Annotated in this window: 15 protein-coding genes; 10 read left to right on the top strand and 5 right to left on the bottom strand. The window is 38.3% G+C overall.

The window, feature by feature from the left end:
* Both FVQ77_13115 and FVQ77_13110 read left to right on the top strand, forming a co-directional pair.
* On the top strand, positions 1-2,421 hold a 2,421-nt coding region (locus FVQ77_13115), incomplete at its 5' end, for a T9SS type A sorting domain-containing protein (protein MBW8051254.1).
* 44 nt (positions 2,422-2,465) lie between these two features.
* The gene (locus FVQ77_13110; GenBank protein MBW8051253.1) at positions 2,466-2,648 is read left to right on the top strand and encodes a hypothetical protein; all 183 of its coding nucleotides are present in this window, start codon (positions 2,466-2,468) and stop codon (positions 2,646-2,648) included.
* Positions 2,649-2,875: 227 nt separating this feature from the next.
* On the opposite strand, the gene FVQ77_13105 is transcribed toward FVQ77_13110, so the two are convergent.
* Positions 2,876-3,490, bottom strand: coding sequence for a hypothetical protein (locus FVQ77_13105; GenBank protein ID MBW8051252.1), 615 nt, complete (start codon positions 3,488-3,490; stop codon positions 2,876-2,878).
* Between the two features lie 101 nt (positions 3,491-3,591).
* Here FVQ77_13105 and FVQ77_13100 point away from each other — a divergent pair, with 101 nt between their 5' ends.
* The 8 genes from FVQ77_13100 to FVQ77_13065 all read left to right on the top strand — a co-directional run bounded on the left by FVQ77_13100 (position 3,592) and on the right by FVQ77_13065 (position 19,725).
* A complete protein-coding gene (locus FVQ77_13100; protein MBW8051251.1) occupies positions 3,592-6,369 on the top strand; it encodes an OmpA family protein in 2,778 nt (925 codons plus the stop codon).
* Positions 6,370-6,462: 93 nt separating this feature from the next.
* Complete coding sequence (locus FVQ77_13095; protein ID MBW8051250.1) at positions 6,463-9,075, top strand: OmpA family protein; 2,613 nt, start codon at positions 6,463-6,465, stop codon at positions 9,073-9,075.
* A gap of 456 nt (positions 9,076-9,531) precedes the next feature.
* Positions 9,532-13,332 carry a SpoIIE family protein phosphatase gene (locus FVQ77_13090; protein ID MBW8051249.1) on the top strand — a complete coding sequence of 1,267 codons (3,801 nt, stop codon included), beginning with the start codon at positions 9,532-9,534 and terminating at the stop codon, positions 13,330-13,332.
* Positions 13,333-13,385: 53 nt separating this feature from the next.
* On the top strand, positions 13,386-13,763 hold the full coding sequence (locus FVQ77_13085; protein ID MBW8051248.1) for a GxxExxY protein: 378 nt from the start codon (positions 13,386-13,388) through the stop codon (positions 13,761-13,763).
* Between the two features lie 60 nt (positions 13,764-13,823).
* Positions 13,824-14,204: a DUF1987 domain-containing protein gene (locus tag FVQ77_13080; GenBank protein ID MBW8051247.1), complete on the top strand. Its 381-nt coding sequence runs from the start codon at positions 13,824-13,826 to the stop codon at positions 14,202-14,204.
* An 8-nt stretch (positions 14,205-14,212) separates the two neighbouring features.
* Entirely contained in the window at positions 14,213-16,744 is a 2,532-nt protein-coding gene (locus FVQ77_13075; GenBank protein ID MBW8051246.1) for a PQQ-binding-like beta-propeller repeat protein, read from the top strand.
* Positions 16,745-16,944: 200 nt separating this feature from the next.
* Positions 16,945-19,329, top strand: coding sequence for an OmpA family protein (locus tag FVQ77_13070; GenBank protein ID MBW8051245.1), 2,385 nt, complete (start codon positions 16,945-16,947; stop codon positions 19,327-19,329).
* A gap of 192 nt (positions 19,330-19,521) precedes the next feature.
* On the top strand, positions 19,522-19,725 hold the full coding sequence (locus tag FVQ77_13065; protein ID MBW8051244.1) for a hypothetical protein: 204 nt from the start codon (positions 19,522-19,524) through the stop codon (positions 19,723-19,725).
* Between the two features lie 273 nt (positions 19,726-19,998).
* Here FVQ77_13065 and FVQ77_13060 read toward each other — a convergent pair whose 3' ends face one another.
* The 4 genes from FVQ77_13060 to purB all read right to left on the bottom strand — a co-directional run bounded on the left by FVQ77_13060 (position 19,999) and on the right by purB (position 25,936).
* Positions 19,999-22,791: a hypothetical protein gene (locus tag FVQ77_13060; GenBank protein MBW8051243.1), complete on the bottom strand. Its 2,793-nt coding sequence runs from the start codon at positions 22,789-22,791 to the stop codon at positions 19,999-20,001.
* A 29-nt stretch (positions 22,792-22,820) separates the two neighbouring features.
* The gene (locus tag FVQ77_13055; GenBank protein ID MBW8051242.1) at positions 22,821-23,762 is read right to left on the bottom strand and encodes a hypothetical protein; all 942 of its coding nucleotides are present in this window, start codon (positions 23,760-23,762) and stop codon (positions 22,821-22,823) included.
* 227 nt (positions 23,763-23,989) lie between these two features.
* The gene (locus FVQ77_13050) at positions 23,990-24,334 is read right to left on the bottom strand and encodes a hypothetical protein (protein ID MBW8051241.1); all 345 of its coding nucleotides are present in this window, start codon (positions 24,332-24,334) and stop codon (positions 23,990-23,992) included.
* Between the two features lie 246 nt (positions 24,335-24,580).
* Entirely contained in the window at positions 24,581-25,936 is a 1,356-nt protein-coding gene (purB, locus tag FVQ77_13045; GenBank protein MBW8051240.1) for an adenylosuccinate lyase, read from the bottom strand.
* Positions 25,937-26,167: the final 231 nt, after the last annotated feature.

The raw sequence follows: 26,167 nt of genomic DNA, 5'->3' as shown, positions 1-26,167 counted from the left end.
AAAATTATTATCGGTGGACAATTCACTTCCTATAATGGAACAGCAAGAAACCGTATTGCCCGCCTCAATGCGGATGGCATCCTTGACAGTACTTTTACCGTAGGAACGGGAGCAAACAGTCCTGTCCGAACGACCTCTATACAAAGCGATGGGAAAATTATTATCGGTGGCGGCTTCTTTTCCTATAATGGAACAACAAGAAACCGCATTGCCCGCCTCAATGCGGATGGTACCCTTGACGGAATTTTTACCGTTGGTACGGGAGCAAATGATTATGTCTATACAACCTCTATACAAAGCGATGGGAAAATTATTATCGGTGGTTTCTTCACTTCCTATAATGGAACAGCAATAAATTATATTGCCCGCCTCAATGCGGATGGTACCCTTGACAGTACTTTTACCGTTGGTACGGGAGCAGACTGGACTGTCGAGACAACCTCTATACAAAGCGATGGGAAAATTATTATCGGTGGCTCGTTCACTTCCTATAATGGAACAGCAAGAAACCGCATTGCCCGCCTCAATGCGAATGGTACCCTTGACAGTACTTTTACCGTTGGTACGGGAGCAAACGGTGCTGTCCGAACAACCTCTATACAAAGCGATGGGAAAATTATTATCGGTGGTAACTTCACTTCCTATAATGGAACAGCAAGAAATAAAATTGCCCGCCTCAATGCGGATGGTACCCTTGACGGAACTTTTACCGTAGGAACGGGAGCAGACAGTAGGGTCTATACAACCTCTATACAAAGCGATGGGAAAATTATTATCGGTGGACAATTCACTTCCTATAATGGAACAGCAAGAAACCGTATTGCCCGCCTCAATGCGGATGGTACCCTTGACAGTACTTTTACCGTTGGTACGGGAGCAAGCTCTTGGGTCTATACAACCTCTATACAAAGCGATGGGAAAATTATTATCGGGGGGCAATTCACTTCCTATAATGGAACAGTAAGAAACCGCATTGCCCGCCTCAATACCGATGGTACCCTTGACAGTACTTTTACCGTTGGTACGGGAGCAAGCAGTATTGTCAGGACAACCTCTATACAAAGCGATGGGAAAATTATTATCGGTGGTAACTTCACTTCCTATAATGGAACAGCAAGAAACCATATTGCCCGCCTCAATGCGGATGGTACCCTTGACGGAACTTTTACCGTTGGTACGGGAGCAAGCAGTGATGTCTATACAACCTCTATACAAAGCGATGGGAAAATTATTATGGGTGGCGGGTTCACTTCCTATAATGGAACAGCAAGAAACCGTATTGCCCGCATCAATGCAGATGGTACCCTTGACGGTACTTTTACCGTTGGTACGGGAGCAAACACTAGTGTTTTGACAACCTCTATACAAAGCGATGGGAAAATTATTATCGGTGGCTGGTTCACTTCCTATAATGGAACAGCAAGAAACCGTATTGCCCGCCTCAATGCGGATGGAACCCTTGACGGAACTTTTACCGTTGGAACGGGAGCAAGCAGTGATGTCTCTACAACCTCTATACAAAGCGATGGGAAAATTATTATCGGTGGCTGGTTCACTTCCTATAATGGAATAGGGAGAAACCGGATTGCAAGATTGTTAAATTGTTTCCCGGTAACAACTCCGGCAACTTCCGCTATCTGCAATGGCGATAGCATTTTCCTGCAAGGAGCATTTCAAACAATTGCGGGAACTTATTACGATACGCTTGCTTCTGTTAATGGCTGTGATAGTGTGATTGCAACAACGCTCACCGTAAATCCAACTTACAATACACCGGCAACAGCCACAATTTGTTCAGGAGACAGTATTTTGCTTCAGGGAATTTATCAAACAACACCTGGAACTTATTACGATACGCTTGCTTCTTTGTGCGGGAGCGACAGTGTAATTTCGACAACGCTCATCGTAAATCTTTTACCGGCTATTCCGGCAATCACTCAAAACGGAGATACATTGGCATCAAGTACAGCCAATTCCTACCAATGGTATTATTACGACACATTGCTCATTGGTGCCAATTCACAGTCATATATACCTGTAAAATCGGGTTTATATTTTGTGGAGATAACTGATACAAATGGATGTACATCCATTTCAGCCGCATTCAGCGTAACCATTTCAAGCATTAAAGAAGATGAATCAATTTATGGTTTAAAAATATATCCCAATCCCAATACCGGCAAATTTAATATTGTAATGAACATCACACCTGCCCGTCCGGCAGGCGGGCAAGCAGAAAATTTAGAGCTAAAAATTGTTAACAACTTAGGACAGGTATTATTTAGAGAGGAGCTAAAACAATTTAAAGGCATCTACGAAAAGCAACTTGATTTAAACAAGTATCCGGCAGGCATCTATAATCTCCAATTAATAAGCAAAAAAGGAGTAATTAATAAACAGATAATAATATTGAACAATTAGCTGAATAGCCGATACATATTCTTTATTTAAAACTTTTTGAACGAGTGAAAATTAAATCTCCAAGAAAGGTTATTGTGACATTTATAGACACAGATAGTGACGAACTAACAAGCTGGGAATTGCATTTTCTTACTGGCAAAAGTGGTGCATTTGACTTCCTGCATGACGAAAAAGAAAACATTTACACCGATAAAGACCTAAAAGAAAAATATACCAACAAAAAATGAAAAGGGGAACAATAGTTTTAACAAAATTCCCATTTACTGACCTAAGATCTACAAAAAGACGACCTTCCATTATTATTTCAAAGACTGAAAGTTTAAAAAAAGATTTAATTGTTGCTTTCATACAAAATATAAAAAGCAGTAGGCAGACAAGTAATTGAGATAGTTTATGTTTAAAACTAAATTGTTGCTACAGTAGTATAATTACATCCCGGGTACTCGGGATCAGGTTACATACTCATACCTCTATCTTTTTTCTTTCTTATTTTTTCTAATTCTTCCACATCAATTTTATCCTTACCACGATTAAGCGCTTTTTTTTCCTTAATTAAATCATCTATATGAATTACAGTAAAAGGAACCCCTTCAAACTTAGTTTTCCTGGCACGCTCATAACAATTATCAAATTGATTAGCAGTAAAAGACCTCATATATTCCATTAAATCAGCTTCAAATCCTTTATCACCAATTTTTACGCTGCTAAACCCTGGTATTAAGGGAATATTTCTATATAATTCTGCACCCTGTACATCAACAGCTCGTAGTGCATTTATTAGTTTTTCTTTATTCTCATCATTTTTTTGTATCCACAAATCCAAATCCTGTGTAGCTCGCACATAACCATGAAAAGCCGTTGCAACACCACCAACAAGCATATACTTTACACTATGATCGTTTAAAGCCCGAAAAAATTGTAAAACTTCTTTATCAGTTATGTTCATATTTTTTCCTGCCGGATTATTGGGGTTGGAAGAATAAATTTTGTGAATAAACAAATTTAATGATGCTAATTGTTTTATGTTGTTAGCTCCCTCATCATAATTTCTATTTTCTAAAAACTTCATTATGGCTGTAAGTTACAAAATTCATTCATGAAATAGCATTTATAGACGTTTTTTTATATTTTTGTTGCGAAATTAAGTTATAGTGATCAAAAAATAACGCAGTGAGATACTTTTGCTATTTTATTTTTTCAACAATCATAACCACATCTCGTGCACAAGATGTCCAATGGGCATCCAAAGTCCTTGATTTTTCTACTCAATATGGCCCAAAACAATATTCTGCAAAGCAGGTATTGGGGCCGCCAGGCAAATTGCCATCACATGGCAGCAGCCCGTGTGCATGGGCAGCAAAGCTTGACGGTTCTCTGAACAGAGGACAGGTAAGCGGAGAAGAAAGGTTAAAGGTCGGCTTTGAATACGCCATGAAAGTCCGGCAAGTTGTCATTGCCGAGAACTATAATCCCGGTGCAGTAGAGAAAGTGTTTTTATTTGATATAGAAGGGAATAAATATGAAGTTTATTCAGATACGGTAGGAGAAATATCTGAAAGATCACGTATGTTTAATATTTTTTTCCCGCTTACAGATTATAAAGTCAAAGCAGTAGAAATTAACCTTCAATGTGGCAAAGTTCAGGGCTGGAATGAAATTGATGCGATCGGCATATCTGATTCTGTACAGCCTGTAATAGCAGAGATCAATGTAGTGCCTGACCTGGTATTTAATTCTGAACCAATCAACCTGGGACTAAATATTAACACAACATATCAGGAATTAAAACCTGTTATTTCTCCGGACGGCAAAACGCTTTTTTTTGTCAGGGAAGGGCATCCTGAGAATCTTGGAAGAAAGACCAGCAAAGATGACCAGGATATTTGGGTGAGTGAAATGGATACCAATGGTAACTGGAAGCCGGCACTTAATATAAGCGTTCCTTTAAATAATAATGATTACAATTTTGTCGGCTCTATCACACCGGATGGAAATTTGTTACTTTTAGGAGGTGTTTATGAAAAAGCACGTAAGCGAAGTTTATTCAGAGGCTACCTTTGGCCCAAATCTAAAGACTATGGTACATTAAGTCCTGGTGTTTCAATGGCTTACAAAAAGATTAAAGGATGGACATTTCCAGAAAAGCTTAAAATAGCCAACTATTATAATGAAAGTAGTTATGTAAGCTACTACCTGGCAAATGATGCTAAAATCTTGTTAATGTCTCTTGATAGGCGTGACTCTTATGGAGCAAGAGACCTGTACGTAAGCTTTTTAACAAACAACAAGACATGGACCGAACCACAAAACCTGGGATCCGGTATCAATACGGCAGCCGATGACTTTTCCCCCTTTTTGGCTGCAGATGGTGTAACCATGTATTATGCTACAGAGGGGTTTGCTACTTATGGAAGTAATGATATTTTTATGACAACAAGGTTAGATGATAGCTGGCAGCGTTGGTCAGTACCACAAAACCTGGGACCGGTAATAAATACGACTGGCAATGACGCTTATTATACAATTCCTGCATCAGGAGAATACGCATATTTTGTTAAAAGCCCAAGCCCCCCTCTAACTCCAAGCCCACCTGAATCGGAGAAACGGGGAATCGGAGAAACGGAGAAACGGGGCAGGCAATTCACCGATTCACCGATTCACCCCCGCCTGCCAGCTCCGAGGGAAGGCTTAGTGGGCGGGCAGGCATTCACCGATTCGGTAAGGAATAATGGCGGGGGAGGATTTAGGGGGGCTGTAGGAGCTGTGGGGGCTGAAGATATCTATAAAATCAAACTCCCCGATGCTATAAAACCTCAGCCTGTTTTAATGATAGCAGGTAAAGTGATTGATTCTAAAACCCAAAAACCCATAGGCGCTACGGTAATTTATCAAATTTTTCCCGAAGGGAAAGAAGCCGGACGGGCAAGGTCCCATCCGTTGGATGGAAAATACAAAATAGTGCTCCCGGTAGGGAAATATTACAGCTTTCATGCAGAAATACCAGGATATATTGGTGTAAATGAAAATTTACATGTTTTGGATGGATCTCTTAATTATAAAAATCTTCCTCCGTTGGAAATTTTTAGAATCGGCCTGGAAGAAGGTAAAAGGCTTATAGCTGCAGAAACCTATATGATGGATGATATAACTATCGGGAGATTACATCAACAGTATGATTTTAACACCCTGCCTTCGGAAAAAATTTATATGGTTTGTTTACAGGAAGGCGAAATGCTTGCATCAGTTGGCAAAGCTTTTTTATATGATAAGGAGCTAAAAAAAATAATAGCCCAATTCGATTTTAAAAACCTTTCTGCTTATGAGATATACAGACTGGGTTTAGTGCTTGGTAAGAAACTTATTGCTGAAGAATTACAAAAGTTGAAAGTTAAAAGATCAGTAAATTGGGCTATTACTGAAACTGCTATTAGCTTGCCCCGGGTACCCGGGGCTGATCAAAAAATTTTTGTAGAGCTTGCTGCCGATGAGGTTTGTAAAATTGGCTTAAAAAAAGGTAAGCTCATCAAGACAAGTGAAGAATATGTGCTTATTGATAAATACCAGGAATTTTCACTTGATTTGCAATTGGTACCTATTGAAGAAGGGCAGACTGTAAGATTAAATAATATATTTTTTGAGTATGATAAAGCAGATCTGAAAAAAGAATCATTTGTAGAGTTGAACAGGTTGGTTAAATTTTTAAAAGAAAATGAAACCGTAAAAATAGAAATCGCAGGTCATACAGATATTATAGGTTCAATTGACTATAACCTGGCCCTGTCTCAAAGAAGAGCACAGGCAGTAGCTGATCATTTAATACAAAGTGAAATCAGTAAAGAAAGAATGCTAGTTAAAGGATACGGTGAAAGTAAAATCGTAACTTCTGATGATACTGAAGAAGACAGACAATTAAACAGAAGGGTGGAGTTTACGATATTGAAGAAATGAATTCTTATTTGTTAGCTTTTAGCTATTAGCTTTTGGCTTTTAGCTAACAGCTAACAGCTAACAGCTAACAGCTAACAGCATTATAATAACACAGTGAGATACTTTTGCTATTTTATTTTTTCAACAATCATAATCACGTCTCATGCCCAAGATGTCCAATGGGCATCCAAAGTCCTTGATTTTTCCACTCAATATGGCAGCAGGCAATATTCCGCTGAGCAGGTATTGGGTCCGCCTGATAAATTACCTTCGCATGGCAGCAGCCCGAATGCCTGGGCCGCAAAGCTTGATGGTGCGTTAAACAGAAAACAGGTAAAAGGTGCCGAGCGGTTAAAGGTTGGCTATAAAAAGCCGATGAAGATACAGCAAGTAGTGATTGCAGAAAATTTTAATCCCGGTGCAGTAGAAAAAGTATTTTTGTTTGATACCAAAGACAATAAACATGAAGTGTATTCTGGTGAAGTCGGCTTAGCTGCTGACAGCTCTCGCATGTTCAATGTATTTTTTCCAATGACTGATTACAAAGTTAAAGCTGTAGAAATTATTATTCAGTGTGGCAAAATTCCCGGCTGGAATGAAATTGATGCAATCGGCATTTCTGAGTCAGAACAGCCGGTGAAGGTGGAGATCAATGTAGTGCCTGATCTGCAATTTAGCTCAGTGCCTGAAAACCTTGGCATCAATATTAATTCAAAATATAAGGATCTGGGACCTGTTATTTCACCAGATGGCAAAACGCTCTTTTTCGTCCGGGAAGCACATCCTAAAAACGTTGGGAAAAAAGTCAACAAAAATGATCAGGATATTTGGGTAAGCGAATTAGATGAAGATGATAATTGGCAGCCAGCTAACAATATAGGCAGTCCTTTAAATAATTACGGTTATAATTTTGTCAATGCCATTACACCCGATGGAAATACAATATTAGTAGGGGGGAATTATCCCAAAGTCAAAAAAAAGAAGCAGACCTTCTTACACGGTCACATAGCGCAAAAAAATTACACGCTTGGCACTTATTTACCAGGTGTTTCTATAGCTCACAAAACTGCCAAAGGCTGGTCATTTCCCAAACAGCAACAGATAACCAACTATTACAATTATTATAATTATGTAAGCTATTACCTTGCTAATGATGGTAAAACGTTGTTAATGTCGGTTGACCGTAGAGATAGTTATGGTGAAAGGGATATATATGTGAGCTTTTTAGAGCATGACAACTTCTGGACAGAACCCAAAAACCTGGGAAATGATATTAATACTGCTGCTGATGACTATTCTCCCTTTTTGGCTGCCGATGGCGTTACAATGTATTATGCCACTTCTGGCTTTGCTACCTACGGAAACAGCGATATTTTTATCACTAAAAGGTTGGATGATACCTGGCAGCACTGGACAGTGCCACAAAATCTTGGACCTCAAATAAATACTTCAGGCATTGATGCTCATTATACGATTCCTGCCTCCGGGAAATATGCATACTTTGTTTCTAATACAGTTTCTATCGAAGCAGGCCGGGGAGGGTTCGGTAAAGAAGATATCTTCCGTATCAAGCTCCCGGAGAAAATTAAGCCCAAACCGGTTTTAATGATTGCCGGCAAAGTAATAGACACAAAAACCCAGCAACCCATTGAAGCCACAATAATTTATCAAACCTTGCCGGAAGGTAAAGAAGCAGGAAGGGCAAGATCACATCCTTTGGATGGAAAATACAAAATTGTGCTGCCGGTAGGAAAGCATTACAGCTTTCTGGCCGAAGCGCCAGGCTATATTGGTGTTAATAAAAGTTTGAAAGTGCTTGACGGAACCATCAACTATGAAAACCTTCCACCTATAGAGATATTCAGGATCGGGTTTGAAGAAGGCAGAAGAATTATCATTACAGAAACCCGGCAGATGGATGATATTACTATTAAGAGCTTACATCAGGAATATATTTTTGATACCCTCTCTTCTGAAACAATTTATCAGGTCTGTTTCCAGGAAGGAAAAATGCTTTCTGATGCTGGTAAATCTTTTTTATACGATGATGAACTGAAAAAATTAATCTCTCAATACGACTTTCAAAACCTTTCAGCATACGAAATATACCGGCTGGGACTCAAGCTCGGCAAAAAGCTTATTGCTGATGAATTGGAAAACTTGAAAGTGAGTAGAACACCCGGTTGGGTTTTAAGTAATTTAACCGAAAATTTACCTGAAAGTTCAAATGCTGAAACAGCGCTACTTCTAGAGTTTTCTGCTGATGAGGTCTGTAAAATTGGTTTAGGGCACGGTAAGCTGTTTAAGACGGGTGAAGAATATTTGCTCATTGATAAATACCAGGAATTTGCCTTTGATCTGGAGCTGGTTCCCGTTGAAGAAGGACAGACTGTAAGGTTAAACAATATCTTTTTTCAATACGGTAAAGCAGAGCTGAAAAAAGAGTCATTCGTAGAATTGAACCGCTTGCTTGAATTTATGAAAGAAAACAAATCCATGAAAATAGAAATTGCCGGCCATACGGACAGGGCAGGTACTCTTGAGTACAATATAGACTTATCTCGAAAAAGAGCACAGGCAGTAGCTAATTATTTAATAGAAAATGGTATCAAGCAGGAAAGGTTACTTGTGACAGGATATGGGGAAAGCAAAACTATCAGTACCGATAATACCGAAGAAGGGAGACGGTTGAACAGAAGGGTGGAATTTACTATTTTGAAAAAATGAATTCTTATATGGTTATATGGTTGTATGGTTATATGGTTGTATGGTTATAAAACTTTATAATTGTGAGTCCACTCTAAAAAGTGTTTTTGGTTCTCGCAAAGGCGCAAAGAGCGCAAAGTTATATACTTAACTAATTGATATTCAATCCTTTGTGAACTTTGCGTCTTTGCGAGAAACGATTTCTTTTCAATTTTTTACTTTTTAGAGGGGACTCAATTATTAAATCTTTACTTTTGTCTGAATCTCTACCCTATGAAAGAACATAAAAAAGTAAGCTAATAAAATTAGTCCCGAGTACTCGGGATGAAGTAACATTTGTATACAGAACCAAGAACCAAGTACCAAGTACCAAGTACCCAGAACCAGGTAACTATTCATTAAAAGCACAACGGATAGATTTGAACATAAGTTTCATTTAAAACAAACTACATTCCGATACAAATAATATAATCACCAATGCTCAGAATCCCCCTTATATTGTTAACTTTTCTTACTTACACTGCCCTTGCTCAACCCCCTGCACCACCTCTGTCAGGTTTAATCCAGGCAATTTATAGTCAGCAATCTTCCTCAATCAAATTCACTCATTATACACTTAAGGATGGACTTTCTCAGAGTACTGCTAATTGTATAACCCAGGATAGTAAAGGATTTATCTGGATTGGCACCCAGGATGGGCTTAACAGATTTGACGGTTATACATTCACCCATTTTAAGCATAACCCTAATGATCCGACCAGCATTTCTCATAACCACGTCTGGGCTATTCTGGAGGATTCGCAGGGAACGCTTTGGATTGGCACAAGAGACGGACTGAACTGTTATGACCCTAAAACCCAAAAATTCACTCATTTAGTGCATGATCCAAATGACTCTGGTAGTATTTCTCACAACGATATTCTGACCATCTGGGAAGATCCGCAGGGTGTGCTTTGGATTGGCACAAAAGACGGACTGAACCGCCTTGATCCTAACCAAATTCCCGATAACAAGGGTGGCAGGGTCGTGTTCACTCATTATAAGCATGATCCCAATGACCCAGTCAGTATTTCTCATAATAATATTCAAGTAGTCTGTGAGGATTCACATGGAGTGCTCTGGATTGGGACTAACGGAGGAGGATTAAATTGTTTTAACCGTGCAACCCAAAAATTTATACGTTTTAAACATGACTCCAATGATCCTACTAGTATTTCTCATAACGACATCCGGGCTATCCGGGAGGATTCACAGGGTGCACTCTGGATTGGGACTAATGGAGGCGGATTAAATCGCTTTAATTCTAAAACCAAAAAATTCGCACACTTTAAGCACAACCCCAATGAACCCTTCAGCATTTCTAATAACTACATCCGGGCTATCCGGGAAGATTCGAAGAGAGTGCTCTGGATTGGAACTAATGGAGGCGGGCTGAATCGCTTTGATCACAAAACCCAAAAATTTACACATTTCAAGCATAATCCCAATGAACCTTCCAGCATTTCTCATAACATCATCGTGGCAATCTTTGAGGATTTCCAGGGTGCATTATGGATAGGAACTCACGGTGGTGAACTGAATCGCCTGGACCTTAATACAGCAAAATTCACCCATTTGGTGCACGACCCCAATAACCCCGCCAGCATTTCTAGTAACCACATCTGGGCCATTCTTGAGGATTCGCATGGAGCGCTCTGGATAGGAACCAATGATGCGGGATTAAACCACTTTGATCCTGAAACTCGAAAATTTACTCATTTAGTACATGACCCTAGTGACCCCACCACTATTTCTCATAATGACGTACGGGCCATTTGCGAGGATTCTCAGGGAGCGCTGTGGATTGGAACATACGGAGGAGGATTGAACCGCCTTGATCCTAAAACCCAAAAATTCACGCATTTCGTGCATAATGCTGCTGACCCTGTTAGTATTTCCCATGATCAGATACGGGTCATCATTGAGGATTCACAGGGAATACTCTGGATTGGGACTAACGGGGGCGGACTAAATCGCTTTGATCCCAAACCAGGATTTACACATTTCAAGCACAACCCCAATGACCCTGCCAGCATTTCTAATAACTATATCGTAACCATCCTGGAGGATTCAGAGGGAACGCTCTGGATTGGGACTAATGGAGGCGGATTGAACCGGCTTGTCCTGGCTTCCGCGCCTGTCCCCCCTAGTTATTCGGGGAAGTCCTCTGGTGGTGATAACAAAGGATCTACTTATAACAAACGAACTGCTATTGAAAAAGAGTATTCCTCTCATTTGCCCGGAATAAAATTCATTCATTTTATGCACGATCCCAATGACCCTACCAGTATTTCTCATAACGACATCCGGGCTATCCGTGAGGACTTAAGCGGAACTCTCTGGATTGGAACAAGAGGCGGACTGAACTGCTTTGCCCCTTCACGTAGTGATCCCTTCGGAAAAACTCAAAAATTTACAAGCTGGCGTGCAACTGATATCCCTGATAAACCCGGTGCGAATGTTTTACCCAATGATTTAGTGTATGGTGTATTGATCGATGATAAGGGGAATGTCTGGGGGAGCACTAATAATGGAATTTTTAAATTTACTCCACCAGACCAGGGTGAAAAAAGGCTTGGGGGTAAGGAATCCCGTCAGTTGGCGGGGACAAGCTCCATGCGTCCTGCGTTTAGAAACTACGATGTAAGTGATGGCTTACAGAGTAATGAATTTAATCAAGGAGCTTACCATAAAGGCAAAAGCGGATTGATGTATTTTGGGGGTATCAATGGGTTTAATGCTTTTTACCCTGATAGCGTGAAGGATAACCCGATACCACCACCGATAGTGATTACAAATTTCCAGATATTTAATCAACCGGTATTAGTCATTAGACATTCGCAGAGACGCCCAAATTGGGCGTCTCTGCGAATGTCTAATGACAATGCTGTTATTAAAATCAATGACCGTTATTACATGCCAAAACACATTAGTTACACTGATACTATCATTTTATCACATAAAGAAAATGTACTGTACTTTGAATTTGCTGTCCTGCATTACAGCAACCCTGCAAAGAACCAATATGCCTATAAAATGGCAGGTTTTGAAAATAGCTGGAACTATGTAGGTACAAAACGCTATGCCACCTATACCAATTTAGACCATGGCGAATATATATTTAAAGTAAAAGGGTCTAACAATGACGGAGTTTGGACAGAGCGAAGTGTCAATATTACAATTATTATCACTCCGCGGTGGTGGCAGACAATTACATTCAAAATACTAGCAATAATATTTATTATATTAGGTGTTTTCTCCTACATTAAATATAGAGAGCGGACTTTGAAAAAACAACAAAGAGTATTAGAGCATAAAGTGGAAGAGAGAACATCGGAAGTAGTGAAGCAGAAAAAACATATAACAGATAGCGTTGAATATGCACAGCAAATTCAGAAAGCTATTTTACCACCTGAAGAATATATAACCAAAAGCCTCCCAGACCATTTTATACTTTTCAAGCCGAAAGATATAGTAAGCGGTGATTTTTACTGGATCAACTCCCTTAACAGCCCCCCAGCCTCCCGCAATGCTGGCCCGATGTCCACTGGACATCGTCCTCCCCAAAGGGGGGCTGTGGATTTAGGGGGGGCTTCTACTCTCATCACGGCCATTGCAGACTGTACAGGCCACGGTGTGCCTGGCGCCTTTATGAGTATTCTTGGTGTTGCTTTATTAAATGAAATTATTGTTAGCAAAAAGATAGTGAAGCCAAATGAAATATTGGACGAATTAAGGGCATTGATCATCGAATCACTCCATCAAACAGGAAAAGAAGGAGAAGCACAAGAAGGTATGGACATTGCTTTATGTGTTATAAATACTACCATACGTAATGGTATTCCTTCGGCTAAATCGCTTCAATTTGCAGGCGCATTTAACTCTTTATACCTTATAAGAGACGGACAGCTCATAGAAACAAAAGCTGACAGAATGTCTGTAGGCGTACATTTCAAACAAAATGATCCTTTCACGAATCATCATATAAAAATACTACCAGGTGATATCATATACACCTTTTCAGACGGGTATGCAGACCAGCTAGGAGGTAGCGAAAATCAAAAACTTATGTTCCACAGGTTTAAAAAATTATTATTATCCATACATAAAAAACCACTAAAGCAGCAAAAACAAATACTCAATACAACCATAAATGAATGGAAAGCTTACACCGACCCTATCACAGGTCAAAATTATGAGCAGACGGATGATATATTGGTGATGGGGATGAGATTTTGAAAAAATTTTCTCGCAAAGGCGCAAAGAAAAAAAAGGACGCAAAGTTAATTATTATGACAGAAAATGAATTAGCAAAAATATTAGTTAATATTTTCTTAAAAGTTCATAGAACTTTAGGACCTGGTTTGCTTGAATCTGTTTATGAAGCTGCTATTTGTCATGAACTTGATAAGCTTGGTATAAAATACAAAAGGCAACAAGTGATTAAAGTAAATTATGATGGTGTAGAAATGGATCTTGGGTTTAGATCAGATATTATAGTTGAAAATAAAGTATTAGGAGAAATAAAGTCTATTGAACTCATTGCACCAGTTCATAAGAAAATAACATTAACATACTTAAAACACTCTGAATTAAAGTTAGGTCTGCTTGTTAATTTTAGAGTAAATTTGATAAAAGATGGTATTACCAGAATCGTAAATAATCTATAAAAACATAAAAACTTTGCGCACTTTGCTCACTTTGCGGCTTTGCGAGAAAAAAAATAAATTATGGAAAAATTACAGATAAAAGAGACATACCAAACCCCTGCAATAAATTTTGATCCGGACAAAGGTATATTTGAAATTAAAGGCAGGTCCATATCTTATAATACTATGATTTTTTTTCAACCATTATTAGATTATATACACCGCTATAGCAAAGCACCTCACCAAAAAACTGTAATGAAAATGTCATTTACGTATTATAACACAGGTACTTCAATATGTATATTAAATATTTTCAATAAATTAGATGATCTCCATAAAAAGGGATTTGACGTTAAGATTCAGTGGTATTATGATAAAGGAGATGAGAGTTACAAAGAAGATGGAGAGGATTTTAGAGATTATGTGAGTGTGCCTTTTGAGGTAATTGAAAATAAAGACTAAAAACGCAAATGACAATGAAAAACATCTTAACTATTTTCACTATACCCCGCCCTATGGCGGGGCTATGCGTCATGTTTACCCTGTTAAATCTCTTTTATTTAACAGGGCTATTCAATAATGCTAATGCCCAGAAATTAGAAAGGGAATTTACACATACTGTTTGGAAGTACAAAACCAGAGGTGGCGTGTTGTCATCACCGGTAATATCTGAGGGTATTGCCTACTTTGGATGCTATAATAAAAGCCTGTACGCAGTAGATCTGGCTTCCGGACAAGAGAAATGGAGGTATAAAACCAAAAATCATTCAGGATATCGTCCGGCTATTGAAGAAAGTACTGTTTATTACACCAGCCATGGAAATTATCTCTATGCTGTAGATATTAAAACAGGGCTGGAGAAATGGAAATTCAAAGCAAAAGGCGGAGCGTTATCTTCACCCATAGTTGTAAATGAAGTGGTTTTCTTCGGGAGTTATGATAAATATTTTTATGCAGTTGATGCAAAAACCGGGCAGCTAAAATGGAAGTTTAAAATCAAAGACGGTATAACATCCCTCCCTGCAATTGCCGGGGAAATGGCTTTTTTCGGAAGCTATGGGAAATATCTTCACGCTGTGGATGTAAATACAGGGAAAGATATCTGGAAAATACAGCTCAATGCCAATGTGCGGCATGCACCTGTTATATCAGAAGGTATTGTCTATTTTGGAAGTTACGACAAGTATCTCTATGCTGTGGATGCTAAAACCGGGTTGCAGAAGTGGAGCTTTAAAACCAAAGGCGGTGTGTTATCTACACCTGCCATAGCGGATGATGTGGTTTATATCAGCAGCCACGGTAAATTGCTCTATGCTGTAAATAAAAAAAACGGCAGGAAAATCTGGCAATTCAAAACAAAAGGAGATGTGGTATCTTCACCAATAGTATTTGATGACAAGGTTTATTTTGGTACACGAGGTAAATATCTATATGCTGTTGATGCAAAAACCGGTCTGGAAGAATGGAAATATAGAACTCATGGCGGAGTGTTATCTTCTCCCACTGTTTCTGAAGGAGTGGTCTATTTTGGCTGCTTTGGCAGAAAACTCTATGCGCTGCAACGTATATCACTTATCAATGTTTATGGTAAAGTAACTAACGCTGTAACCGGTCAGCCCATTCAAACAGACCTTACGATCCATTGTCTGGATAATGACAAGATCATTGGCTATGCAAAAAACGATCCGGAGACTGGGAATTATATTATTACATATCTTGATACTGTCTATTGCCATCAATACAAACTCCTTGCTTCCGATCCTTTTTTATTGCCTGATAGCCTGTTAATAGACATTTTTGAAGTTGCTGAACTAAAAGATATAAATTTTGACCTTGAGCTTCTGCCTATAAGTGGTATAGCAAAAAATGTGCTGACAGATGAGCCCATTGAAACAAAAATTACGATAAAATGTATAGATACAGATCAGGAAATCGCTTCTACTTTTACCAATCCTAAAGATGGCAGCTACAAGATCACCATTGCAGGAAAAGATTGTTTCAAATATGCCGTGATCGCTTCGGATACTACCTTATTTCCCGGTGGTTTAATTATTGATATTTTTGAAATAGCTGAACGAAAAGACTTAACCTTTGACTTGCAGGTTATTCCAATTTCAGGAAAGGCGACAAATGTATTGACAGGAAAGCCGATTGAAACAGAGATTATTGTCCGCTGCCTAGATGATAATAAGATCATTGGCATTACAAAAACCAACCCGGTTGATGGCAGCTATAATATGATATTTGCTACCGGTGGTGATTGTTTTAAATATGAAGTGCTTGCTTCAGATACTGTTTTATTTCCCGGAGGTTTAAATATAGAAACAATTGACATGAAGGGTGAATTAAAAAACTTAAATTTTGATTTGTCTATACTTCAGATTTCCGGAAAGGTTACCAATACAAAAACCAAGGAGCCGGTAGAAACCGAAGTATCTGTTATTTGCCTTGAAAATGGAGAGGTGGTTAGTATTGCAAAAACCAAAGCTGAAGATGGCAGCTATAGTCTTACATTTGTTCATGATGCAGATTGCTTTACATATTCAGTGCTTGCTACCGATTCTTCTTTTTTCCCGGTTACCCTAAATCTTGATATAGCCAACGTTGCCAAGCTTAAAGACCTGTCTTTTGACTTGTCTTTGGTTCCTATTGAAATAGGGCAAACTATGCGGTTGAACAGTATATTTTTTCAGACAGGAAAAGCAAACTTAAAAGATGAATCTTTACCTGAATTAAACAGGATGCTTAAGCTTTTACAGGACTTTTCAACAATTTCAATTGAAGTATCCGGTCATACTGATAATGTCGGCTCTGATATAAACAACACTAAACTTTCGCAAAAAAGAGCACAAGCCGTGGCAGACTATTTAATCAAAAAAGGAACTGTTAAAGAGAGAATGCTCGTTAAAGGATACGGTGAAACCAAGCCGGTGTCTGACAATGATACGGATGAGGGAAGGCAGTTGAACAGGAGGGTGGAGTTTACGATCTTGAAGAAATGATATATCATTGTTCTATTGTTCCATTGTTGAGTCCACTCTAAAAAGTCCAAAAAATAAAAATGCCACTAAACCACCAAAGCACTAAATCCCACAAAACCCTGGAAATCAATTAGTTAATCTTTAGTGGGATTTAGTGTTTTTGTGCTTTTGTGGCAAAAAAGACTTTTTAGAGTGGACTCAACCATATAATCATAAAATCAGTGAAATACCTTTATTATATTATCCTATCTGCAATCACAACTATATCTCATGCCCAAACCGTGCAATGGGCATCTGAAGTGGTCGGATTTTCTTCACAATATAGTGATACAAAATGGTCTGCTCAGCAGGTACTTGGCAAACCCAATATAATGCCGCAGGGAGGACAGGGGGTGTGCTCATGGGTCCCTGATATTAAAGAAAAGGAAGTATCGATAAAAGTCAGATTTAAAAAGCCAATGCAGATCAGGCAGGTTGTTGTTGCTGAAAACTATCATCCGGGCTCTATATACGGTATCATTGCCTGGGATTCAACCGAAAATATTTCAAAGATAGTCTATGATGAAAAAGCGCTCCGGCTTGAAGAGAAAAGCAGGATGCTGAATGCCATCTTTCCTTTGACTGATTTTAAAGTAGCTGCTATAGAATTATTGATAGACGGAAAAACCTGGCATACACAGATATATATTGACGCTATCGGCATTTCTGCTTCAAAACTGCGAATAAAAGCTGCGATAAATCTTCCTGACGGTTTAAAGGATGAATTTATCCTGCATGCCTTTCAAGGCGCAGAAAAAGTTTCATATAAACCGGAGAAATTAGGAAATAGCATCAATACCACCTACCTGGAAGATTATCCTGTAATTTCTTCAGACGGGAAAACACTTTTTTTTGCCCGTGCAAATTCACCTGAAAATATTGGTGGTGTAAAAGATAGCAATGATATATATTATTCAACTGTAAAAAATGATGGCGCCTGGACAAATGCAGTCAATATTGGTGCACCATTTAATAACAATTCTGATAATTTTGCCTGTTCGATATCACCGGATGGCAATTCTCTTTTATTGGTAAGGAAATATGATGAAGCAGCAGACAGCTCGCCCTGGTCCTTTCACCGGGGTTATGGGCTTTTTATCGCTAAGAAAACTATCGATGGTTGGAGTGCTCCTCAAAAACAAACCATTAAGAAATTTAAAAGTAATAACATTAATGTTGAATTTGAACTTTCTGATGACGGAAAATATCTTTTAATGTCATTAAACAGAGATGATGGTTATGGTGAAAGGGATCTGTACGTTAGTTTAGTAGAATCTGAAAATAGTTGGTCAACCCCGTTTAATCTTGGCCCAACAGTCAATACTGCCTCTGATGAGATCTCCCCATTTTTAGCTGCAGATGGAGTTTCGCTTTATTTTTCTTCCAAAGGATTTAGCAGTTATGGGGGCTACGATATATATAAAACGATAAGACTTGATGATACCTGGCAAAACTGGTCAGAACCTGAAAACCAGGGGCCTGAGATCAATTCAGATGGAAATGAATCCTGTTTCACAATTCCATACTCTGGCGATCAGGCATATTTTGTAAAAAGCCCCCGTGAATCAGAGAAACGGGGCGGACAATTCACCGGTTCGGTAAGCAATAGTGGCGGAGGGGCTTCTGCTATTTATAGAATAAATCTCCAGGACGCATTAAAGCCCTACCTTGTTTACTCAGTTTCAGGTATAGCAACAAATGTTCTGACAAAAGAGCCGGTGGAAACTGAGGTTAAGCTGGTATGTCTTGATAACAACCAGGTTTATGGTATAACAAAAACCAATCCTGAAGACGGGAGTTACAGCTTTACCTGGATCTTCAACAAATATTGCCATAATTATTCTCTTCTACCTACCGATGCTACTTTTTTCGTTGGCGCCATGAATTTTAATATATCCGTAGAAGCTGAAATGAAGGAGATTACCTATGATCTGCCGTTTCTATCATTATCAGGAAAAGCGATCAATGTTGCAACTAAGCAACCGATTGTAACCGTAGTAAGGCTGATATGCCTCGACAGGGGCGAGATCGTTGCTACTACAAAAACTTCGGCTAAAGATGGAAGCTACAATTTCAGTTTACTCATCAGCGCTGACTGTCATAAGTATTCGCTGCTTGCTGCTGATACGGCTTTATTCCCTGTAAGCATTAATTTTGATGTAGAACAAATAGCTGAATTGAAAGATGAATCTTTTGACCTGGAATTGATTCCCATTGAAGAAAAACAAACGATCAGGCTTAACAGCATATTTTTTGAATTGGGTAAATCTGCTTTACAGGATGAGTCTTTGCCTGAATTGAACAGGATGGTGAAGTTTATGAAGGACAGGCCTTCCCTGCAAATTGAAATTGCCGGACATACAGATAACATTGGCTCTCACAAAAATAACCATAAACTTTCACACGACCGGTCAAAAGCCGTATCTGATTTCCTCATCCAGTTCGGTATTAACAAAAAAAGAATGCATGTGAAGGGATATGGTGAGAATAAACCGGTTGCTTCTAATGATACTAAAAAGGGGAGGCGGTTGAACAGGCGGGTAGAGTTTACGATATTAAAAAAGTAAAAACATATAATTGAATTGCTTTTAGCGTCATCCATCAAAAAAAATGATGGATGGCGCTCAAAACAATTCAATAGAAAAAAAAATAAAAATATTTTTTTGTTAAATAAATATATTATATATTTACGAGTTAAAAGATTTATTCAACCATGGATTTGGTCCATTTTTTGACATAATCCCCTTAATATTTATCGCATGAGGCTTATCAGTACTGAAAAACAAAAAGATAGTTTTGCTAAGTTTTTATACGATATTGCAAAAATAATTTTCGCAATCGTGGTAATTGGACCTTTTGCAAAGCCGGAAAGTTTTAATATTTTTGCTCTTGTTACGGGTTCTTTAATAGCAGTAGTATTATTTATTATTGCCCAACTCATTGAAAAAAAAGAATTAAAATGACCTATTCAATCACAGGATTAATTATTATTGGAGTCCTTGCATTAGTTGCATTGGTTTTGGTTTTAACCGACAAAGGATTGAAAAATCCTGAATCGAAACCAGGGCATGATTAAACCTACTATACTGTAAACGGGGCTTGGCGTAAGCGAGATAGACGAGCAGAGCGAAAGTGTGTGCTATTTATTGTGTATGATGAATAAATTTTACCTAAAAATCTAAAGAACTTATCTTCGCAAATTAATCCCGAGTACTCGGGATGAAATTCCGATACTATTAAATGTACTTATCAAAATGTGATATGAGCTTTTCCAAAGGATTAAGTGACAGCGCCAGCATCACGTTCAATGCTAATTTGATGAGCGGAACCTCTCCTGAATAATCATCAATATAGGGTTCAATAGCAATATTGACGAATTCAAACACGAGAATGATAGCAATTAAGGTAAAAACTGTAGCGATACGGCTTTTTGCCGTTGATTTATTCACATAAAAAGAAATAGCTATCAGGGTGAAGCAAAAAAGTATCTCAGAAGTGTAATACCACCAGGTCTGCCAGAAGGGGGGGGTGATTACTAACGAAAATTCTGTAGCTTTCTTATTCCAAATTCCGTCACTGTTGCAGGCTTTAACCTTAAAAGTGTATTTGCCAGGCTCAATATTGGTATATTTGGTAAATGTCTCTGCCGTAATTTCAGACCAGTCTCTATCCAAGCCTTCCAGCATGTATTGATACCGCACTTTTTCAGGTATTTTGAAATGGATCCCAATGTACTTAAATGTAATATTGTTTTTGTCGTAAGGCAATTTGAGGTTTATTGGAAGATTTGTTTTACGGTCCACAGAATCACACCAAGGCAAGAAATCGGTTTCTTTTCCGAAAAGGCGCAAGTTTGTTATATGCGTCCGGGGCTCAACCACATTTATCCGGTCTTCTTTCGGATCATATTTCACTAAACCCCCAATAGTTCCAAACCATAGATTGCCTTCGCTGTCTTTATATACAGCGTTGGCATTGGTTTCTATGGGGGTAAATCCTTCAAGATGGCCATAATATATGAATTCAATTGGCAGGCTATCCTTCCCACGCGAGTTGCCCGGGGAGGCGGGCAGTAGTACCTTTTCTATACCTTTTTCATGTCCTACCCATATATTTCCCTCATTATCCTCTACAATCAGCCAAAGGTGATTAGAATGTAATCCATCTTTTTTTGTGAAGTTTTGAAATGCTATCCCATCATACCGGCTTAAGCCACCTTCAGTAGCAAACCAAAGATTGTTTTTAGTGTCTTCCAGGATAGAGAAAACCACGTTGCTGCCAAGACCGTCTTTTGTTGTATAGCTTTTAAAAATAGGTTCGGATTTACCCGTCTGATCGCTTAGAGTGGTCTGACCGGTAAGTACTGATATGCCTCCATTTGTGGCAAACCACATATTTCCCTGATGATCTTGCAAAATTCTATGTATAAAACTATTCGCAAGTCCGTTTTCTTCAGTGAAATTTTCAACTTTTAATTCCCGTTTCCGCACAGTCTCTCGCAGAGGACTTTGCAGAGCTCCGAGTTGTAACCGTGAAATTCCATAACCATCTGTTCCCAACCATATATTTCCGTTACTGTCCTCGTAAATTGTTCTAACTGAATTATCAATTATGCCATCATCAGTGGAGATGTTGAGAAACGAATTTCCCTGAAGTATGAAAACACCTAACCTTTCGCAGCCAAACCACAGATTGTTGTTTTTATCTTCCAGGATACAGGTAACAAACTCATTGGTCAATCTGAGTTCGGAAGAAAAATGTTCAATCTCAATAGTTCCGTTTTGGTCATTTTGGACAAGTTTTGATATCCCACCCCGGTAAGTAAACCAAATGTCACTATTGTGGTCTTCTAAAACTGAACGAATGTTATCATTTATAAGTTGGTGCTCTGTGGTAAAGTTTTGAAAGGCATTACCGGCAAATTTAGAAATACCTCCTCCAAAAGTACCGAACCATATATTACCATTTTCATCTTCCAGGATTGAAGAAATAATATTATTAACAAGTCCATGTTGAGTTGTGAAATTTTCGAAAGTAAAATCAGAATTCTCGCTTTTTTGGGGTATTAGTTTAGATACTCCTCCAGTAGTGCCAATCCAGATATTACCATTTTGATCTATATTGATGGTTAGAACATTATTATCAACAAGGCCTTGGTCTGTGGTGTAATTTTCAAATGCTGGAGGTAGTCCATTATTATTTGCTTTAAACTTAGAAATACCTCCTCCTGTACCCACCCAAATATTGCCATTTTTGTCCTCTACGATTGACTTTACACTGTTAAGAATAAGGCCGTCATTAGTTGTAAAAGTCACAAAATTAGCTTTTGATCTTTCTTTGGCTGCTTTTTCCCTTTCCTTATAACTCATTAAAGAAAGTCCACCGCGAAACAAACCCACCCAAAGGTTATGGTTTTTATCTTCCATCAATGTATAAGCATTGTTGTTACCTAATCCGTTTTCAGTAGTAAAGTTTTCAAAGATATAAGAGGATTCCATGCTATCGTTCAAAGCTAGTTTTGAAATCCCTCCCCCAATAGTACCAAACCAAATCTGGCCTACTTCATCTTCTAATATTGAAATTACAACATCACTGGCAAGGCCTTGCTGTGAATTGAAGTTTTTAAAGTATTTACCATCAAATTTTGAAATACCCCCTCCATTTGTACCAAACCATAAGTTTCCTTTGCTGTCTTCCATGATTGACAAGACATTATTGTTAGTAAGGCCATCTTCAGTAGCATATGTTTTAAATGTTTTACCATCAAATTTTGATGCACCATTTTCTGTACCAAACCATAGGTAGCCCTTACTATCCTGGATGATGTCATATACGGTAGATTGTGCCAGTCCTTCTTTTATGCCGTAGTTTTGGAAGGGAAGAGTTTGTGCATAGGCGCAGGTCGAAGACCCAGACGCAGTCGGGGGCGCATAGCTCCGCCATAGAGCGGAGTATGGTGCAATAATAAAAGTAGTAAGACAAAAGAAAAAGAATACGGCAGGTTTTAAAACGATTCTATAGGTATTCACTTGTTAAGGTGCTCAGGTGTTCATGTATACTAATTTAAAGTGATATTAAACGTATTACCACCACCCATTTCTACTGACCCTTGATCATTACAGGTACCATCTCCAAAATTTATTGTAATGGTATCACCACCTGTTGGTATTACATGCATAGTACCTTGAGTGACCCATTGACAGTCAAATTTTTTGTTCAAACAACTACCTTCATATATTACTGAAGTGAAGGTAGCAGAGTCACGATCTATACCGTTTGTTGTTCCTTCAAATCTAAACACATCATCGGTAACATCGTCTGTTTGTTCACCACCTACCTGCTTTATTACTCTACTGGATGATGCGATCCCGATTACTATATCATTCCAGGTGTTGTTAACACCTTTCCAGTGACATTTTCCACCTGCAACTTGCTGAGAAAACATTACTCCCCCCATTCCATCAGGCGATTTGATGATTTTAAAAGTATCGCTTTCAAGACGCATCCAGTCACTTGTAGCTAAATCATATAGAACATCATAGGCAGCAGCAAGCGAAATTGTAACAAAGGTGCTTGAATCGCTCCAGGGAGAATCAAAGATTGCAATTATTTTGTTTTTACGCTTAAAGCCGTCATCACAAGTACATGTACCTGTCGTACCGTAATCAATTGTCAATGTTTTAGGATATGAAGCGCCTGAAGATGTAATAGTGGCACACGTAATAGCCGCAGTATTGCCTGCTGCTTCGCTTAGCCCTACCTGATTCACTACAGGAAATACTTCAGCAAATATCCTCTCAGCTATGGTGTTATCAGTAAGTGATTGAATAGCGCTTTGTGAAACACACGATCCATCATCTTTTGTAGCATTGGGATTGTAATTAACGGCATTTGGGTCTGTACAACCCGAAACATCCGGCTCTTTATCTTTTTTACATGAAAAAAGAATGAGAGACACTGCACTTAGCAGGACGAAAGTTTTTAACAATCTAATTTTCATGATAATATCTTTTTTGTTTGAATAATATGCAAATATACAACTATGTAAATATTAAACCAAGAAAAAAGATATTTTTTGTTTAATAAACTTTAGGGTAGTTGAAGCTATTACAGTGAGTAGAGAGTAGGACGAATATTTTAGTTACTAATGGAACAACTGGGGGGTAGATGATTCTCTTAATTTATCTGTTGGATCATCACTGAATCTCCATATTCCTTTAGCAAAATCTATAAAATAATTTTTAGACCGCCAACGAGCTTATCATTTAACACAACTTGCTCTTCACTTTCAGAAACTAAAAGCGCTGCTTCAACATATTGCGGTTTTTTATCATCAGTAATAACGCTGATTTTCACCTTTCCCATTTGATAAAATCTTACCTCTTTTTTATCAGCAGCAACATAGGTTATCGCCTTACCATCCTTAAGGGATAATCCCATATTATCTTTAGCAAATGGTAAAGGCACAAGAATTTCGCACTCATCAGTTTCATACCCTGAGTTAGCTAAAGCACAAACAGCAGCTTTAATAGACGGTGAACGATGTATTTCAACAGGTAACCTTACTGCCATTTTCTTTTTTGGTTAATATACCTATTCTGCCAGGTCTTTTAAGTACACCTATTCTGTGGGGTCTTCTAAGTACACCTATTCTGCCCTTGGTTTCATTGTTTTTTGTATCTGACATATCTTTTTAAAATAAGTGAAAGAATAATATTTACAAAGATATGCAATAATTTGAGCATATCCAACAATATTTAGAAAAGAGCCAAAATTTTTAATGTGGAGGCATGCATCCATGTGTATTATTACGTATCCTCATTTAAATATCTTCACCCCAATATAATTAAAGGGGGTCAAAGACTTTAATTCTTTCTTCACACGCTCATCCACATTAAGCTTATCAATGAAATTCATCAAATGTTCTTTGGTGATTCTTTCTTTGGTTCTTGTTAGTGTTTTAAGAGCCTCATAAGGATCGGGATAACCTTCACGCCTTAATATTGTTTGGATGCCTTCTGCCACCACCACCCAGTTATTTTCCAGGTCTGTCTTAATTGCGGTTTCATTCAAAACAATTTTATCCAAACCTTTAATTAATGATTTATATCCTACGATTGTATGTGCTAAGGAAATGCCTATATTCCTGAGAACCGTTGAATCGGTAAGGTCTCTTTGGAGGCGTGATACCGGGAGCTTGGCTGCAAAATGTTCAAACAAGGCGTTAGCAAGCCCCAAATTCCCTTCGGAGTTCTCAAAGTCAATAGGATTGATTTTGTGCGGCATGGTGGAAGAACCGACCTCGCTTTCTTTTGTTTTTTGCTGAAAATATTCCATAGAAATATATTGCCACATGTCCCTGTTGAGATCGATCAAAATTGTATTGATCCTTTTAAGGTTGTCAAATAAAGCAGCCAGGTTATCGTAATGCTCAATTTGAGTAGTATAGCGGCTTCTTTTTAATCCCAGCCTGGCCGTTACAAATTTATCTGCAAATTTCACCCAATCTATTTTAGGACAGGCAGCATGATGGGCATTAAAATTACCGGAAGCGCCTCCAAATTTAGCAGAGAATGGTATTTGGTTTAATAATTCCAGTTGTTGGTTAAGCCGTTCAACAAACACCATCAATTCCTTTCCGAGTATAGTTGGAGAAGCAGGTTGGCCGTGGGTGCGGGCAAGCATTGGTACATCTTTCCATCGCTTTGCCAGATTATTTAATACGGTAGATATTTGATCTACCAGGGGTAATAGCGAATTGTTTAATCCCTCTTTTAAAGCAAGCGGAATGGCTGAATTATTGATATCCTGTGAGGTCAATCCAAAATGAATAAACGCAGCATATTCCGGAATTTTCAGCGCTGAGAATTTATCTTTTAAAAAATATTCAACGGCTTTTACGTCATGGTTAGTTTTTTGCTCTATTTTTTTAATTATTTCAGCATCTTTGACGGAGAAGTTACGATATACCTCCCTTAATGAATTAAATCTTTTGTTATCAAAATCTTTTAATTGCAGAAGCGGGATTTCACATAGAGCAATAAAATATTCTATTTCAACCAAAAGCCGGTACTTAAACAGTCCGAATTCTGAAAAATAGGGTATCAGCTCTTTTACCTGTTCTCTATATCTTCCGTCAATTGGTGAGATGGCAGTTAACTTATTTAAATCCATAGTTTATGATATTTCTATTTTAATTTATAATATCGTAATTTCAATATAACAAACGATGCCATCGCTCAAAGCTGATAATAACGATACCCTTGCTTTTAGCGATGACAACATTTAATAACCGATTCGTTAATAAAATGAAGCGATGGCAAAAATTATTAATTAGTGTCTGTCTATAATGTCAAAAATATTCGTTAATGAAAATCCAAAGTTTCAACATTAAGTTGGCAGTCG

It is taken from the genome of Cytophagales bacterium (assembly GCA_019456305.1).
Taxonomy (GTDB): domain Bacteria; phylum Bacteroidota; class Bacteroidia; order Cytophagales; family VRUD01; genus VRUD01.
This window is presented reverse-complemented; position numbering and strand designations above follow the sequence as displayed.

Excerpts from the sequence above, each read along its gene's own strand:
- FVQ77_13105 (MBW8051252.1), bottom strand. The coding sequence starts at position 3,490 with ATGAAGTTTTTAGAAAATAGAAATTATGATGAGGGAGCTAACAACATA.
- FVQ77_13090 (MBW8051249.1), top strand. The coding sequence starts at position 9,532 with ATGCTCAGAATCCCCCTTATATTGTTAACTTTTCTTACTTACACTGCC.
- FVQ77_13085 (MBW8051248.1), top strand. The coding sequence starts at position 13,386 with ATGACAGAAAATGAATTAGCAAAAATATTAGTTAATATTTTCTTAAAA.
- FVQ77_13080 (MBW8051247.1), top strand. The coding sequence starts at position 13,824 with ATGGAAAAATTACAGATAAAAGAGACATACCAAACCCCTGCAATAAAT.
- FVQ77_13075 (MBW8051246.1), top strand. The coding sequence starts at position 14,213 with ATGACAATGAAAAACATCTTAACTATTTTCACTATACCCCGCCCTATG.
- FVQ77_13065 (MBW8051244.1), top strand. The coding sequence starts at position 19,522 with ATGAGGCTTATCAGTACTGAAAAACAAAAAGATAGTTTTGCTAAGTTT.
- FVQ77_13055 (MBW8051242.1), bottom strand. The coding sequence starts at position 23,762 with ATGAAAATTAGATTGTTAAAAACTTTCGTCCTGCTAAGTGCAGTGTCT.
- FVQ77_13050 (MBW8051241.1), bottom strand. The coding sequence starts at position 24,334 with ATGGCAGTAAGGTTACCTGTTGAAATACATCGTTCACCGTCTATTAAA.
- purB (MBW8051240.1), bottom strand. The coding sequence starts at position 25,936 with ATGGATTTAAATAAGTTAACTGCCATCTCACCAATTGACGGAAGATAT.